Genomic DNA, 15769 nt, shown 5'->3' on the forward strand with positions numbered 1-15769 from the left:
CTCCGTCTCCGGGGACTCAGACCGCAGGCCGCAGGCGTCTCGGCAAAGGGGTACGACGAGCGCCACGCGACGATCGACGATCGGCGTGGCCGGTGGAGGGAACCGTCCGCTAGGGGAAGACGGTGAATTTCGGGGCCGGCTCGGTCGAGGGCGGCACCTTGAAGTGACGCAGGGTGAAGGTCATCATCTCCCGGAACGCCGGGGCTGCCACCTCGCCACCGCCACCACCCGGACTGTGCACGAAGACCGCGATCACGTACTGCGGGTTCTCGGCCGGTGCCATCCCGATGAACGAGGCGACGTTGCCGGGCTGCTTCTTGCCGTCCACCAACCGCCAGCCGGTGCCGGTCTTGCCGGCGACCCGGTAACCGGGGACCGCGGCTGCCAGCCCGGTGGCCTTGTCCACGGTGGTGACCGCCTCCAACAGCGTCCGCAGCGCCTTGGCGTTCTCCGGGCTGAGCACCGGACGGGTGGCCGGTGGCTCGGCCGGGGTCCGCTTGCCCTTCGGATCGATGGTCTCCTTGACCAGGTGCGGCTGGACGTACGTGCCGTCGTTGGCGATGGCGGCGTACGCGGCGGCCATCTGCAACGGGGTGGCGTCGACGCTGTGCCCGATCGGCACCGAGCCGTACGACGAGCCGCTCCACTCCTCCGGCGGCAGCAGCCGGCCGCTCGCCTCGCCGGGCATGCCCACCCCGGTCGGCTCACCCAGCCCGAACCGCCGCTGGTAGTCGATCAGGCGTTCCTGGCCGAGCTTGTCGGCGATCTCGATGGTGCCGACGTTGGAGGAGTACGCCATCATCCCGGCCACGCTCATCCGCCGGCCGTTCGCGAAGTGGGTGTCGGTGAACGGGGTGTCGCCCATGACTACGGAATTGGCCACCGGGAACGAGGTGTCCTCGGTGATCACCCCCTCCTGGAGGGCCGCCCCGAACGTGATCGCCTTGTGCACCGAGCCCGGGTCGACCACGAAGCTGGTGGCCGCGTCCTCCCGGTCGGTCGGCTCGCTGGCCTGCGGCGTCGCCGCGTTGTAGGTCGGGTGACTGGCCTGCGCCAGCACCTCGCCGGTACGCACGTCCAGCACCACCGCCGCAGCGGTGCTGGCCTGCGCCGCCCGGGCCTGCTCGGCGAGGATCCGCTGGGTCATGAACTGTAGGTCACGGTCGACGGTCAGCACGATCGAGCTGCCCGGCTTGGCCTGGGTGGTACGGCTGTATCCGCCGGGAATGGGCGCGCCGAGGCCCATCTCGAACGTCCGCTCGCCGTCCTCGCCGTGCAGCAGGTCGTCGTAGCGGGCCTCCAACCCTTCCAGGCCGATCATGTCGACACTTGTGAAGCCGAGCAGGTTGGCGGCCAGGTCGCCGCCGGGCACCTCGCGCCGCTCGTCCCGCTGGGTACGGATGCCGGGCAGGTCCAGCGCGGCGATCTCGCGGGCCCGGTCGATGTCCACCCCCCGGGCCAGGTACTCGAACTGCGAGTCGACGCCGTTGCGCTTGCGGGGTTGCATCTTCTCGGCCAGCTTGGAGGCTGGGACGCCGAGCAGCGGGGAGAGCCGCTGGGCGGTGGCCTCGATGTCCTCCACCTGAGTGGGGTCGGCGTAGACGTAGCGCGCCTCGACGCTGTGCGCCAGGGCGGCACCGTCCCGGTCGTAGATCGCGCCGCGCGGCGCGGGCAGCTGCACGGTGTGCAGCCGGTCGGCCACGCCGCCGTCGGCGTACGCCGGGGTGTCGACGGTCTGGAGCACGACCAGCCGGATGCCGATCGCGACGAAGACGGCCATCGCCAGCGCGGTGCCCAGCCGCAGCCGGCGGCCCGGATCGGCGAGCTTGGGCGGTGCGGGCCGCTTGCGGGAGGGCCGGCGTGCGGCCGGCCGGTCGCCGCGCCGGGGCTGCCGGCCGCCCGCGCTACGCCGCGACTCACCGCCACCAGCGCGCCGCTCGGTGGTCGTCGGCTCCTCGCGACGCGAGCGATCGGTGACGGTACGGACCACAGTGGTCCGCCCGGCGCCGCCGTCCCGACGGGTCGTGCCGGACTGGCGGTTGCCGCCGGACCGACCGCCGTCGAGGACCTGTAGCGCCGGCCGGAACGGATCCTGCGACCGGCTGCTGCGCGGGGTGCGGCGCTGTTCGGCCCGGCCGGCGGCGGCCGGGCCGTCCTCGCGCAGGGTACGACCGCGCGGCGTGTAGGAGCGGGCGTCGGAGATGCCACCGAGACCCGACTGGTCACTGCGGTTTCCCGCGCCGCCCCGCTCGGGCGTCCCACGGGACGAACCGCGCCGGGAGCCTGTGGCGTCCCGGCGCGGTTCCTCCGACCTCGATGACACGGTCTACCCCTCCGTGCCCGACTGGCTCGCGAGGGACGGCTGCCCGCTGGCTGGCTGCGGTACGCCGATCAGCTTGCCGTCCGGCAGCCGGATGTACGCGGGCTCGCCGGCCTCGACCAGCCCCAGCTTGCGGGCCTGAGCCGCCAGGTTGCCCGGCGCCTCCGCGTCGGCGATCTGCTTCTTCAGCTGCTGCTGCTCCAGGTCGAGCTTGGCCTGCTGCTCCTGCAACTCCAACAGCCGGAAGGCGTTCTCGTTGATCTTCGTGTTGACCACCAGGATGCCCAGCACCCCACCGACGACCAGCAGCACCACAAGCGCCGCGAAGGGCGCCCGGGGCACCCGCACCGGCGCCGGCGGCGCGACCCGCAGCCGCGGCGACTCGGCCCGCTGCGGCTCGGCGGCGGCGGGCCGCTCGACCGGCCGCAACGCGGCGCTGCCCTGGGTCGGAAACTCGCGCGCCCCCCGGGCGCGAGTCTCCGCCAGCCGGCTCACCCGCTCGGCGCGGGCGTCCGGCCCGGCCCCCCTGGCCCGCTCCGCCGCGATCCGGCCCCCCGACCGCGGTACGCGCTGCCCCGCGCCGACGACGTCCCGGCGCTTCTTCTCGCTCATATTCCCTCCCCCTCTTCGTCCGTGTCCCCCGGCATCTGCCGCGGATCCGTGCTGGATCCGGCGGCCGATCCCCTCCCCGGTTGGTGCATCCCGTTGACCCGGCGGCGATACCGTTCGCGGTCGGTACGCCCCTGCGGCCGAGCCTGTGGGTCGATCCGTTCCGCGGCCCGCAGCCGCACCGAAGCGGCGCGCGGGTTCGCGGCGACCTCCTCCTCCCCAGGCAGCTCCGCGCCCCGGCTGAGCAGCCGGAACGTCGGTTCTGACCCGGGCAGTTCGACCGGGAGGTCGACCGGACCGGTGCTCCGGACCCGGTCGGCGAGCGCCTGTTTGGTGAGCCGATCCTCCAGCGAGTGGTAGGAGAGGACCACCAGGCGACCGCCGACGGAAAGCCGGTCCAGAGCGGCCGGCAACGCCGTCTCCAGCGCTGCCAGTTCCCTGTTTACCTCGATCCGTAAAGCCTGAAACGTTCTCTTTGCCGGGTGTCCGCCTGTTCGTCGGGCAGGTGCCGGAATCGACTCCCGGACCAGCTCGGCGAGCCGCGCCGACGAGGTGATCGGGGCGCGTTCCCGTTCCCGGATGATCGCCGAGGCGATCCGGCCGGCGAACTTCTCCTCCCCGTACACCCGAAGCACCCGGGCCAGATCCGGGTGGGCGTACGTGTTGACCACCTCTTCGGCGGTCACCCCCCGGGTCTGGTCCATCCGCATGTCCAGCGGCGCGTCCTGCGCGTACGCGAACCCGCGGTCGGGCGCGTCGAGCTGCAACGAGGAGACACCCAGGTCGAACAGGACGCCGTCCACGGTGGGATAGCCCAGCCGGTCCAGCACCTCGGGCAACTCGTCGTAGACGGCGTGCTCCAGGTGGATCCGGTCGGCGAACCGGGCCAGCCGTACCCGCGCGTGGGCGAGGGCCTCGGTGTCCCGGTCCAGGCCGACCAGGATGGTCTCCGGGTGGGCCTGCAACACTGCCTCGGCGTGGCCGGCCAGCCCCAGGGTCGCGTCGACGTGGACGGTGCGCCCGCCCCGGCTCAGCGCGGGGGCCAACAGCTCGAGACACCGCTCAAGCAGCACCGGCACATGCGTGCCGCGTAGCTCCCCCATGTCGACCCCCACTGTTGACCCGATCTCGTTCCCGCGTCCTGCTCGTCGGGCGACGCCGTGCCGTCGTACCGCCAGATCCCCATCCGCTCCCGCCCGGGCGGCGGGCCCACCGGCCCGCCGTGTCGGATCGTGCGCCTGGCACCGGGGAAGGGATGCCAGGAACTCGAAAGCGGCTGGAGATCTCGCAGTACGTCGGGGCGTCGCCACGCCCTACAGACCGCCTGGCAGCACCCCTTCCTCGATGTCGGCGAAGTCGTCTTCGCTCTCGGCGAGGTAGGTCTCCCAGGCGACCTTGTCCCAGATCTCCACCCGGGTGCTCGCGCCGATGACCACCAGGTCCCGGTCGAGCCCCGCGTATGAGCGCAGGTGCGCCGGGATGGTCACCCGGCCCTGCTTGTCTGGGACTTCGTCGTGCGCGCTGGCAAAGAACACCCGGCTGTAGGCCCGGGCGGCCTTGTGCGTCATCGGCTGTGCGCGCAACTGCTCCGCGATGTGCTGGAACTCAGGCGTCGGGAAGACGTAGAGACAGCGCTCCTGCCCTTTGGTGATCACGACACCCCCCGCCAGCTCATCCCGGAACTTGGCCGGCAGGATCAACCGGCCCTTGTCGTCCAGGCGCGGAGTGTGGGTGCCGAGAAACATCGGCCCAACCCCCCTCGCCCTTCTAGCGGCGTTCGCGCGCCGCTGACCCCCCGGGCCGGTGGGCCCTCCCGGCCTCACCAATGCGCCCCACTCTACTCCACTTCCCTCCACCCGCAACCAGAATCGACCGCGTTTCGCGCCGCGCCCGCCCACAAAACCGCACGTCAACGCGGGTGGGGCGGAGTGGAGGGGCCGGGCCGGCCCCCGGCGCGGTCCGCTATCCGACATAGATCGACTCCGGTCGGCCGACGGCGGCGGGCCGAGCGCCACGGGGAGCCGGACCGGACGGATCGTCGTCGGTCGCGATCTGGCCGGTCCACTGGTCCGGTAACCTCGCTCGCGTGACGGACGCGAAGATGCCCCTGCGGGCGAAGGTGGCCACCTCCGTGTCACGGACCGCCGCGGCACTGTCCCGGGCCGCGGGCCGTGGCGACGGCTCGGTGATCGGTGGGTGGCTCGGCCTCAAGATCGACCCGGACCTGCTCGCCCACCTCTCCGCCGGTCGGGCCATCGCGCTCATCTCCGGCACCAACGGCAAGACGACCACCACCCGACTGGCCGCCGCCGCGGTCAGCGCACTCGGCCGGGTCGCCACCAACTCGTTCGGCGCCAACATGCCCACCGGGCACACCTCCGCGCTGGCCAAGGCCGGCAGCACGCCGTACGCGGTGCTGGAGGTCGACGAGCACTACCTGGCGCAGGTGATCGAGGCGACCGACCCGCACGTGGTGGCGCTGCTCAACCTCTCCCGCGACCAGCTGGACCGGGCCAAGGAGGTCGCCATGATGGCGCAGCTCTGGCGCGCGGCGCTGGTCCGCCACCCGGACATCCGCATCGTCGCCAACGCCGACGACCCGATGGTGGTCTGGGCCGCCACCCCGCCGGCCGCGCACGACCAGCGGATCACCCCACCGCACGTCACCTGGTTCTCCGCCGGCCAACGCTGGCACGACGACTCGTGGGTCTGCCCCGAGTGCGGCTCGACCATCCAGCGCTCCGGTGAGCAGTGGTGGTGCACCGGCTGCCCGCTGCGCCGGCCCGACCCGCAGTGGACAGTGGACGACGAGGGTGTGCTCGACCCCACCGGCGCCTGGTACAAGGTCAAGCTCCAGCTACCCGGCAAGGTAAACGTCGGCAACGCGGCCACCGCACTGGCGGTCGCGGCCGAGTTCGGCGTACGCCCGTTCGACGCGGTTCCCCGCCTGGCCGACGTCACCTCGGTCGCCGGCCGGTACGCGCAGGTGGTGCGGGACGGACGCACCGTACGCCTGCTGCTGGCCAAGAATCCGGCCAGCTGGCTGGAGGCGTTCGACATGGCCGACGAGGCACCCACCCTGCTCTCCATCAACGCCCGTGACCCCGACGGCCTGGACACCTCCTGGCTCTTCGACGTCGACTTCGCGCCACTGCGCGGTCGCCAAGTGCTCATCACCGGCGACCGGGCGTACGACCTGGCGGTCCGGTTGGACGTCAACGACGTGCCGTTCCAGCACGTACGCACCTTCGACGAGGCCGTCCGGGCGGTGCCACCGGGCCGCCTGGAGGTCATCGCGAACTACACCGCGTTCCAGGACATCCGAGCGGAGTTGGACCGTGTCAACTGAGAGCCTGCGCATCGTCTGGATCTACCCCGACCTGCTCTCCACCTACGGCGACCGGGGCAACGTGCTGATCCTGGCCCGGCGGGCGCGCCAGCGCGGCTTCCGGGTCGAGGTGCTGGAGGTCCGCTCCGACCAGCAGCTGCCCAACACCGCCGACATCTACCTGATCGGCGGCGGCGAGGACGGGCCGCAGGCGCTCGGCGCGCAACGGCTACTCGCCGACGGCGGGCTGCACCGGGCGGTGGCCCAGGGCTCGGTGGTGTTCGGCGTCTGCGCCGGCTACCAGCTGCTCGGCACCTCGTTCTTTGCCAAGGGCACCCAGTACCGCGGACTGGAACTGCTCGACATCAGCTCGGACCGGGGCCCCAGCCGTGCCGTCGGCGAGCTGGCCGGGGACATCGACGCCCGGCTGGGCCTGCCGCCGCTGACCGGCTTCGAGAACCACGGTGGTCGCACCCGACTCGGCCCCGGCGCGGCACCGCTGGCCCGGGTGACCACCGGGGTGGGCAACGACGGCGCCACCGAGGGGGCGTGGCGCGGCAAGCTGCTCGGCACGTACTCGCACGGACCGGCGCTGGCCCGCAACCCGGCCCTTGCCGACCTGCTGCTGCGCTGGGCGACCGGCGCGCACCAGCTTCCGCCGCTCGACGACACCTGGGCCGACCGGCTGCGGGCCGAGCGCCGGACCGCGGTGGCGGCTGCCGCCAGGGCATGATCTCCGCCGTCCGGCGGCTGCTCTCCGGCAGACGGTCAGCGCTCCGGTTCGGAATGCTGCTGTTCCTGCTCGCCGGGTTCGGGCTGTTTCTACTGGTCGGGCCGCATCCGGACCCGGCGGCGCTGCCGCGACTGGCCGACCGGTTGGGTTCGTTCGCCCCGGTCGCGGCCATCCTCGGCGGGGCGTTGCTGCTGATCGCGCTGGTGCCGCGTACCTTCATCACGCTCGCCGCCGGGGCGATCTTCGGCCCGCTGGCGGGTGCCGGGTACGCGCTGGGCGCCGCGTTGCTGGCGGCGGCGATCGGCTTCGCCGTGGGCCGGCTGCTCGGGCGGGAGTTCGTCGCCGAACGGGTACGCGGCCGGCTGGCCCGCCTCGACGGCTGGTTCACCAGGCAGAGCGTGCTCGGCGTGATGACCGTACGACTGCTGCCCATCTCCGGCTTCGGCCTGGTCAGCTACGGCTACGGCACCACCGGTGCCCGGCTGCTGCCGTTCCTCGCCGGCAGCGTGATCGCCTCCGTCCCCACCACGTTCGGCTACGCGGCGATCGGTGCCGCCGTCACCTCCCCCGGCACCATCAACTGGTTCGCCGCCGCCCCGGCGTCACTCGGCTTCATCGCCAGCGCGGTCCTGATCGCCCGCTGGTGGCGCGCCGAACGAACCCGCGCCAGCATCCCGCCCAAGGCCACCGGCGGCTGAGGACGCGGGTCGTGTCGCGAGGCACGACAACGGGCGCTGGAGTGCTCCAAGGCATCAGCCTCGTGGGTGCCAGCGCAAGCCCGCCCCGAGTCCGTCCCTTCTTCTAGGCAGAGTCGCGGTCGATGCCCGGCTCCTTGACGAAGACGCCCCGGCCCTGGTGACCCTCGACCAGGCCCTCCGCCCGAAGGGTCAGCATGGCGGAGCGAATGACCTGGGTGGAGACGCCGTAGTGGGCGCAGAGTTGGGAGATTGACGGCAACTTGTCGCCCGGCTTGAGATCACCGGACTTGATCCGGTCACGAATCTCACTGGCGATGCGCTCGTAGTACGGCGTCACTGACATGGCGGTTCTCCCTCGTCGGCACCACCATCTGACCACCGTTCGCTTATGACATCAAGTACTAGGCGTTTCAAGTCTTGCTCATTAGATACTAAGCATCGTATGTTGAAACGGAGGCGACCCTCGTCGGCAAACAAGGGACGACTCACCCTCCGGGTACATCCCGGACGCTGGGGCAGGCGGCAACGCGCACCCGTGATCCCCCTTCGGGTCGTTGACGACTGCCCCGGCACCCCAACTCGTGGCGAACGCGAGGGAGTGGACATGTCCCGGCACGTGACGTACGACGAGTATCTGCTTGGCGTGGCGCGCACGCTGGCGCGACGGCATCGGCCGACCTGGAACCACATCCTGAAACGGGTGAACTGCCGGTGCGGACGCGATCTGCCCTGCCCGGTCCGGCACCGGGTGCCGATCAATCGGGGGCACTGGCCGGAGCACGCGTCATGACGGCACACGGGCCGGTCATGCCGACCTGGACCTGCGCAGGATGCGATGAACCGTGGCCCTGCCGCATCCGCCGCCGGGAGCTACTGGCCGAGTACGACGGCGCTCCGGTGTCCCTGTCGATCTACTTGGCGTCGCATCTGGTATCCGCGACGCAGGACCTGAGCTGGGCTCCCGCCGGTGCGCTGCACCGCAGGTTCCTCGGCTGGCTGCGATGAGCGCGGCCGAGCGCCCGGGACCGGGTAAAAGACCTACCGCGCCGCTACCGAAGGCCGGCGACCTGCTCCGCGTGGGTCGGGAGGCCAGCGTGCAGTTCACCAGGCCGATCCTGTTCCGCGTGATCCGGGTGCTCGACCGACCCACCTACCACGGGTGGATCTGGCGTCGTGCGCGATCGGCTATCGGTCCGTTGGGCCGGTGATGCTGACCAGGCCGGCCTCGTAGGCGGCGATGACCAGGTGCACCCGGTCCCGGACACCGAGCTTGCTGAACAGCCGGGCCACGTGCGCCTTCGCGGTCGCCGTACTGATGAAGAGCCGGTCGGCGATCTCGGCGTTGGACAGGCCCTGGCCGACCAGGGTGAGCACCTCCCGTTCCCGGTCGGTGATCCCGGTGAGGGACCGCGACCGGCGTACCGAGGTCGGCCGGTGGGCGAACTCGGCGATCAGCCGGCGGGTCACCCCCGGTGCGAGCAGCGCGTCTCCGGCGGCGACCACCCGGATCGCGGCGAGGATGTCGTCCAGCGCCATGTCCTTGACCAGGAAGCCGCTCGCCCCGGCGCGCAAGGCACCGTGCACGTGCTCGTCGTCGTCGAAGGTGGTGAGCACAAGCACCCGGGTCGGGCCGCCCGCCGCGGTGATCGCCCGGGTCGCCTGGATGCCGTCCGTGCCGGGCATCCGCAAATCCATCAGCACCACGTCGGGCGCGATCTCGCGGGTCAGGCGCACCGCCTCGGCGCCGGTGGCGGCCTCACCGACCACCTCGATGTCCGGCACGTCGGCGATCAACACCCGCAACCCGGCCCGGACCAACGGCTGGTCGTCGACGAGCAACACGCGGATGCTCACGGCCGCACCGCCGCGCCCAGCTGGTCCCCGCCAACAGGCTGATCGTTGCCGGTCGGCGTGCGGACCGGCAGTCGGGCAGTCACCTGGAAGCCGCCCTCGGGTCGCGGCCCGGCCCGGAACTGGCCGCCGAGGGCCAGGGCCCGTTCCCGCATGCCGATCAGCCCGTGTCCCTCGCCGCCGATTGTGCCGCCCCGGCCGTCGTCGATCACCTCGACGGTGACCTCGTCGGCACAGGACACGGTGACCCGGCAGGCGTCGACGCCCGCGTGGCGTACCACGTTGGTGAGTCCTTCCTGGATGATGCGGAACGCGGCGAGGCCGACCTCCGGCGGGACCGGGCGGTCGCCGTACCGGCGCAACTCGACCCGGACCCCGGCGTCGGCCGCCGCCGCGACCAGGCGGTCCAGCTCCGCCAGGCCGGGGGTCGGGGCCAGCGACGCCGCCTCCCCCACACCGCGACGCAGGGCGCCGAGGGTACGCCGCAGCTCGGCCAGGGTGTCCCGGCTGGTCGCCTCGATGGTGGCCAGCGCGGCCCGGGCCTGCGCCGGCTGGGTGTCGATCACCCGGGCCCCCACGCCCGCCTGGATGGCGATCACGCCGATGCTGTGCGCCACCATGTCGTGCAGCTCGCGGGCGATGCGCAGCCGTTCCGCGGTGACCGCCTCGGCTGCGGCGTGCTCCCGCATGGTGGCGGCGTGCTCCCGCCGCGTCCGTGCCGAATTGCCGAGCGCCCAGGCGGTCACCACCATCAGTATGGTCAGGCCGGCCTGGTTCACCGGCTCGACTCCGCTGTTGACGAAGGCCACCAGGATCTGCGCCACCAACACCACGGCGGCGGCGAGCCCGGACACCCGGCGGGACCGGTTCGCGGCGACCACGCCCAGCGCCGCGTCAACGGCGAGGAACTGCACGGTGAAGAGCTGGCCGAGATATCGCAGGTCCCCGCCGTGCACTGTGGCGCTGGTCAGCGTCGCCCCGATCAGCATCAGCCCCAGCCCGGTCAGCGGGCGGCGGCGCAGCAACGCCGCAGGCAGGGCCACGATCAGCAGCGGCACCAGGTACCGCTCGGGCAACCACCAGCCCATCACGCCGAGCCCGGCACCGCTGTTCGGTACGACCGGTGCCCGGGACCAGAGCAGTGGCAGGACGGCCACCCCGGCCCAGACCAGCACCGCCCGGACCACCGACAGGGCGGTCCGCGACCGGCTCGGGGCGGCGGCTTCCACGGGCACACGGTATCCAGCCAGGCACGTCGGGGGCATCGGCCCACGGGCGTACGCCCGCAGGCCACCACCGCACGCCCCGGTGTGGCCGCCGGGGCGACGCCGGCCGGCCCGCCGCCGGGCAGCGTGGAAGACATGATCGAACTCCGAGCCCTGACCAGGCGGTACGGCCGAACTGCCGCCGTCGACGGGCTGACCCTGACCGTCCGGCCGGGCCACGTGACCGGCTTCCTCGGCCCCAACGGCGCCGGCAAGTCCACCACCCTGCGCATGATCCTCGGGCTGACCACCCCGACCAGCGGCACCGCCACGGTCGGCGGCGTCCGGTTCCGGGACCTTCCCCGGGGGTTACGGCACGCCGGCGCGCTGCTCGATGCCAGCGACGTGCACGGTGGGCGCAGCGCCCGCGCCCACCTGGCCGGCCTGGCGTGCAGCAACGGCATCGGGCGCGGGCGGGTCGACGAGGTGCTGGGCCAGGTCGGCCTCGACCGCGCCGCCGGCCGCCGGATCGGCGGCTTCTCGCTCGGCATGCGGCAGCGCCTCGGCATCGCCGCCGCGCTGCTCGGTGACCCGCCCGTGCTGCTCTTCGACGAGCCCTTCAACGGGCTGGACCCGGAGGGGGTGCGCTGGGTACGGGGGCTGTTCCGGCGGCTCGCCGCCGAGGGTCGCACCGTCCTCGTCTCCAGTCACCTGATGGGCGAGATGGAGCACTGCGCCGACCAACTCGTGGTCATCGGCCGGGGGCGGCTGATCGCCGACGAGTCCCTGGCCGAGTTCGCCGCCCGGGCCGGTCGGTCCGAGGTGGTCGTCCGTACCCCCGAACCGGCGGCGCTGGCGACGGCGCTGACCGCCGAGGGCGCAACCGTACGGCCCGATCCGGACGGGACGCTTGCGGTGACCGGCCCGACCGCCGAGCGGATCGCCGAACTGGCCCTCGGTCTGCGGATCCCGCTGCACGAGCTGACCCCCCGTACCGCCGCACTGGAGGAGGCCTTCATGGCGCTCACCGCAGCCGACGTCGAATACACCGCCGGGGAGAAACGATGACCACGGTGATCTCATCCACCACCGGGCGCACCCGGACCCACCCGGCGCGCTACCGCGACCTGCTCGCCGCCGAATGGATCAAGCTCTGGTCGCTCCGTTCGACCTGGGCTGCCTTCGCCCTGCTCCTGCTCGCCATGGTCGGCCTCGCCGTCCACGCCGCGCTGGCCACCCACGCGGGCTGGCCGGACCTGCCGGCCGAGCGCCGGGCGGTACGTTCCCCGCTCTGGGACGCCTTCCCGACCGAGGCGCAGATGTTCGTCGTGCTCGCGGCCAGCGGCGTCGGTGCGGTGGCGATCGGCGGCGAGTACGCCTCCGGGCTGCTGCGTACCACATTCGCGGCCGTGCCCCGGCGCGGTGCCGTCGCCGCCGCCAAGCTGACCGTGCTGACCGGCGTACTGACCCTGCTCGGGGTGCTGGGCGCGGCGACGGCGTTCGCGGTGTCGCAGGCGATCCTCGCCGACGTGGGCGCGGAGATGTCGGTCAGCGACCCAGGCGCGTTGCGGGGCATCGCCGCGTCGGCGCTGCTGGTGCCGCTCAGCGCGCTGGTCGGCATGGCCCTGGCCGCGCTGATCCGGCACACCGCACCCGCGATCGTGACCGCCGCGACGCTGCTGCTCCTGCTGCCCACCGCCGTCAACGACGACGAACGCTGGAGCGCGCTGCTCCGGCACGCCATGCCGGTGCCGGCCTGGCAACGGTTAATCGAGCCGACCGGTCCCCCAGCGTGGCTCGACAGTTCCTACCCCGCCACCGTCGCCGGCGCCTGGACCACATACGCCACCTGGGCAGTCGCGACCGCCCTGATCACCACCCTCGCCCTCTCCCGCCGCACCCCCTAACCACCCCCCACCCCCCACCCCACCCACCCCACCCACCCACCCCACCCCCACCTCAGCGTTGATCATGAGGTTGGCGGCACTTTGAAGATCAACTACTGCCGCCAACCTCATGATCAACGGGGCAGGAGGGGGGTGGGGGTGGGTGGGGGTGGGTGGGGGTTACAGCACGATGGAGACCATGCGGGTGGGGATGACGATTACCTTGCGGGGGTCCTTGCCGGCCAGGACGGTGGCCACTGCGGCCAGCGCCTGGGCGCGGACGTCCTCCTCGCCGGCGTCGGCGGGGACCTCGATCCGGCCGCGGACCTTGCCGTTGACCTGCACCGGGTAGGTGACCGTCTCGGCGACCAGCAGGGCCGGGTCGGCGACCGGGAAATCGGCGTAGGTCAGCGAGGTGTCGTGGCCCAGCCGCCGCCACAGCTCCTCGGCGATGTGCGGGGCGACCGGGGCCAGCATCAGCACCAGCGGCTCAGCCACCTCACGCGGGGTCCGGTTCAGCCGGGTCACCGCGTTGGTCAGCTCGATCAGCTTGGCGATCGCGGTATTGAACCGGATCCCCGCCATGTCGCCCCGGACGCCGTCGATCACCTTGTGCAGCAGCCGCCGGGTGGCCTCGTCGGCCGGGTCGTCGGTGACCCGCGACTGCCCGGTCTGCTCGTCGACGATGGCCCGCCAGACCCGTTGCAGGAACCGGTACGAGCCGACCACCGCCCGGGTCTCCCACGGGCGGGACACCTCCAGCGGGCCCATCGACATCTCGTAAACCCGGAACGTGTCGGCGCCGTACGCCGCGCACATCTCGTCCGGGGTGACCACGTTCTTCAGGGACTTGCCCATCTTGCCGTACTCGCGGTTGACCTGGACGTCACCCAGGAAGAAGCCGCCGTCGCGCTCAGCGACCTCCTCGGCCGGCACGTACGCGCCCCGGGCGTCGGTGTACGCGTACGCCTGGATGTAGCCCTGGTTGAACAGCTTGCGGAACGGCTCGAAGCTCGACACGTGGCCCAGGTCGTACAGCACCTTGTGCCAGAACCGGGCGTACAGCAGGTGCAGCACGGCGTGTTCGGCACCGCCGACGTACAGGTCCACGCCACCGCAGTCGCCCTCGGCGCGCGGACCCATCCAGTAGCGCTCGTTCTCCGCGTCGACGAACCGCTCGCCGTTGGCCGGATCCAGGTAGCGCAGCTCGTACCAGCAGGAGCCGGCCCACTGCGGCATCACGTTTGTCTCCCGGGTGTAGCGCTTGGGCCCGTCACCCAGGTCCAGCTCCACCTCCACCCAGTCGCGGCGGCGCGACAGCGGCGTCTCCGGGTCGCTGTTCGCGTCCTCCGGGTCGAAGGTGCGCGGGGAGAAGTCGTCCACCTCGGGCAGCTCGACCGGCAGCATCTCCTCTGGCAGCGCGATGGCGGCACCGTCGGCGTCGTACACGATCGGGAACGGCTCGCCCCAGTAGCGCTGCCGGCTGAACAGCCAGTCCCGCAGCCGGTAGGTCGTCGCGCCCTGGCCGGCGCCGTTGTCCTGGAGCCACTCGATGGTCCGGGCCTTCGCGTCGGCCACCCCCAGGCCGTTCAGGTCCAGGCCGCGCTCGGGCGCGGCGCTGTTGACCGCCGGCCCCTCCCCGGTGTACGCCTTGCCGTCGAAGCCCTCCGGCGGCTGCACGGTACGCACGATCGGCAGCTCGAACAGCTCGGCGAAGTCCCAGTCCCGCTCGTCCTGGGCGGGCACTGCCATGATCGCGCCGGTGCCGTAGCCGGCCAGCACATAGTCGGCGATGAAGATCGGGATCTGCGCGCCGGTGACCGGGTTGGTGGCGTACCCGCCGGTGAAGACGCCGCTCTTCTCCTTGGTCTCGGCCTGCCGCTCGACGTCGGTCTTGGCCGCAGCCGCCTTGCGGTACGCCTCCACTGCGGCGCGGGGGTTGGCGTGCCCGCCGGTCCACGCCTCGCGGGTGCCCTCCGGCCAGGCCGCCGGGACCAGCGCGTCGACCAGCTCGTGTTCCGGCGCCAGCACCATGTAGGTGGCCCCGAAGATGGTGTCCGGCCGGGTCGTGAACACCCGGATCGGGGTGACCGTGGTCGGGAAGTCGATGTGCGCGCCGGTGGAGCGGCCGATCCAGTTGCGCTGCATCAGCTTGATCGGCTCGGGCCAGTCCAGCTTGTCCAGGTCGTCCAGGAGCCGGTCGCCGTACGCGGTGATCCGCATCATCCACTGCTTCAGGTTGCGCTTGAAGACCGGGAAGTTGCCGCGCTCCGAGCGGCCGTCGGCGGTGACCTCCTCGTTGGCCAGCACGGTGCCCAGCCCCGGGCACCAGTTGACCGGCGCCTGCGAGACGTACGCCAGCCGGTGGTCGTCGACGACCTGGCGACGCTCGGCGGGCGACAGCTCGGCCCACGGGCGGCCATCCGGGGTGGGCCGGGTGCCGGCGGTGAACTCGGCGATCAGCTCGCTGATCGGGCGGGCCCGGCCGGCTTCCCGGTCGTACCAGGAGTTGAAGATCTGCAGGAAGATCCACTGGGTCCAGCGGTAGAAGTCGGTGTCGATGGTGGCCACCGAACGCCGCTTGTCGTGGGCCAGTCCCAGCCGGCGCAGCTGCGCCTTGTACCGCTCGATGTTGGCCTCGGTGGTGGTCCGCGGGTGGGTACCGGTCTGCACCGCGTACTGCTCGGCGGGCAGGCCGAACGCGTCGAAGCCCATCGCGTGCAGCACGTTGCGCCCGGCCATCCGCTGGTAGCGGGCGAAGCAGTCGGTGCCGATGTAGCCCAGCGGGTGTCCCACGTGCAGCCCGGCCCCGGACGGGTAGGGGAACATGTCCAGCACGTACAGCTTCTCCGCGTCGAAGCGCGGGTGGCCCGGGTCGGCCAGCGGGCCGGTCGGGTTCGGCGCGTGGAAGCTGCCCTCCCGTTCCCAGGTGTCCTGCCAGCGGCGCTCGATCTCGTCGGCCAGCACGGCGGTGTACCGGAATGGTGGGGTGTCGCTGGTAGCTGCTTCGGTCATGGCCTTCTCCTCGCGTCGCTCGGCGGAGTCTGTCCGTGCTGGCTGGTCTGGTGGCTGCCTCGGTGGCCCGCCCCGCAACCGACGACGGACCCCGCAGCCGGCGGCGGGCACGAAAAAGCCCCTC

The 15769-nt window shown here is 72.2% G+C and carries 14 protein-coding genes; 6 read left to right on the top strand and 8 right to left on the bottom strand.

The genetic code is table 11. The features are described 5' to 3' along the window. Nucleotides 1–109 precede the first annotated feature (109 nt). The 4 genes from AC507J_RS02950 to mraZ form a co-directional block, all read right to left on the bottom strand. Nucleotides 110–2323, bottom strand: a complete 2214-nt coding sequence (locus AC507J_RS02950) for a peptidoglycan D,D-transpeptidase FtsI family protein (RefSeq protein WP_496287483.1) — start codon at nt 2321–2323, stop codon at nt 110–112. A gap of 3 nt (nt 2324–2326) precedes the next feature. Next, nucleotides 2327–2932 carry a cell division protein FtsL gene (ftsL, locus tag AC507J_RS02955; protein WP_496287484.1) on the bottom strand — a complete coding sequence of 202 codons (606 nt, stop codon included), beginning with the start codon at nt 2930–2932 and terminating at the stop codon, nt 2327–2329. Further along, nucleotides 2929–4032 (bottom strand): 16S rRNA (cytosine(1402)-N(4))-methyltransferase RsmH, encoded by a 1104-nt coding sequence (gene rsmH, locus AC507J_RS02960; RefSeq protein ID WP_496287485.1) that lies wholly within the window; start codon nt 4030–4032, stop codon nt 2929–2931. The genes ftsL and rsmH overlap by 4 nt, the downstream gene beginning before the upstream one ends. 210 nt (nt 4033–4242) lie before the next feature. After that, nucleotides 4243–4674, bottom strand: a complete 432-nt coding sequence (gene mraZ / locus AC507J_RS02965; RefSeq protein ID WP_117227058.1) for a division/cell wall cluster transcriptional repressor MraZ — start codon at nt 4672–4674, stop codon at nt 4243–4245. A gap of 356 nt (nt 4675–5030) precedes the next feature. Between mraZ and AC507J_RS02970 the strand changes: the two genes are divergently transcribed. The 3 genes from AC507J_RS02970 to AC507J_RS02980 are packed head-to-tail and all read left to right on the top strand — an operon-like array spanning nt 5031 to nt 7688. Next, nucleotides 5031–6278: a MurT ligase domain-containing protein gene (locus AC507J_RS02970; protein ID WP_496287638.1), complete on the top strand. Its 1248-nt coding sequence runs from the start codon at nt 5031–5033 to the stop codon at nt 6276–6278. Next, entirely contained in the window at nt 6268–6990 is a 723-nt protein-coding gene (locus AC507J_RS02975) for a type 1 glutamine amidotransferase (RefSeq protein ID WP_496287486.1), read from the top strand. The genes AC507J_RS02970 and AC507J_RS02975 overlap by 11 nt, the downstream gene beginning before the upstream one ends. Continuing rightward, nucleotides 6987–7688: a TVP38/TMEM64 family protein gene (locus AC507J_RS02980; RefSeq protein WP_496287487.1), complete on the top strand. Its 702-nt coding sequence runs from the start codon at nt 6987–6989 to the stop codon at nt 7686–7688. The genes AC507J_RS02975 and AC507J_RS02980 overlap by 4 nt, the downstream gene beginning before the upstream one ends. A gap of 103 nt (nt 7689–7791) precedes the next feature. On the opposite strand, the gene AC507J_RS02985 is transcribed toward AC507J_RS02980, so the two are convergent. After that, nucleotides 7792–8031 carry a winged helix-turn-helix domain-containing protein gene (locus AC507J_RS02985; RefSeq protein ID WP_496287488.1) on the bottom strand — a complete coding sequence of 80 codons (240 nt, stop codon included), beginning with the start codon at nt 8029–8031 and terminating at the stop codon, nt 7792–7794. A 261-nt stretch (nt 8032–8292) separates the two neighbouring features. Between AC507J_RS02985 and AC507J_RS02990 the strand changes: the two genes are divergently transcribed. Continuing rightward, nucleotides 8293–8478, top strand: a complete 186-nt coding sequence (locus AC507J_RS02990) for a hypothetical protein (protein ID WP_496287489.1) — start codon at nt 8293–8295, stop codon at nt 8476–8478. 395 nt (nt 8479–8873) lie between these two features. On the opposite strand, the gene AC507J_RS02995 is transcribed toward AC507J_RS02990, so the two are convergent. Together AC507J_RS02995 and AC507J_RS03000 are read right to left on the bottom strand one after the other, a co-directional pair. Next, the gene (locus tag AC507J_RS02995; RefSeq protein WP_496287490.1) at nt 8874–9542 is read right to left on the bottom strand and encodes a response regulator; all 669 of its coding nucleotides are present in this window, start codon (nt 9540–9542) and stop codon (nt 8874–8876) included. Continuing rightward, nucleotides 9539–10768, bottom strand: coding sequence for a sensor histidine kinase (locus AC507J_RS03000; RefSeq protein WP_496287491.1), 1230 nt, complete (start codon nt 10766–10768; stop codon nt 9539–9541). The genes AC507J_RS02995 and AC507J_RS03000 overlap by 4 nt, the downstream gene beginning before the upstream one ends. Nucleotides 10769–10900: 132 nt before the next feature. On the opposite strand from AC507J_RS03000, the gene AC507J_RS03005 reads away from it, so the two are divergent. Further along, nucleotides 10901–11812: an ABC transporter ATP-binding protein gene (locus AC507J_RS03005; RefSeq protein WP_496287492.1), complete on the top strand. Its 912-nt coding sequence runs from the start codon at nt 10901–10903 to the stop codon at nt 11810–11812. After that, nucleotides 11809–12651 carry a hypothetical protein gene (locus AC507J_RS03010; RefSeq protein ID WP_496287493.1) on the top strand — a complete coding sequence of 281 codons (843 nt, stop codon included), beginning with the start codon at nt 11809–11811 and terminating at the stop codon, nt 12649–12651. The genes AC507J_RS03005 and AC507J_RS03010 overlap by 4 nt, the downstream gene beginning before the upstream one ends. A gap of 159 nt (nt 12652–12810) precedes the next feature. Here the strand turns inward: AC507J_RS03010 and leuS are convergent, their stop codons facing one another. Further along, complete coding sequence (gene leuS / locus AC507J_RS03015; RefSeq protein ID WP_496287494.1) at nt 12811–15645, bottom strand: leucine--tRNA ligase; 2835 nt, start codon at nt 15643–15645, stop codon at nt 12811–12813. Between the last annotated feature and the right edge of the window lie 124 nt (nt 15646–15769).

The organism is Micromonospora sp. PRAS1, assembly GCF_059553435.1.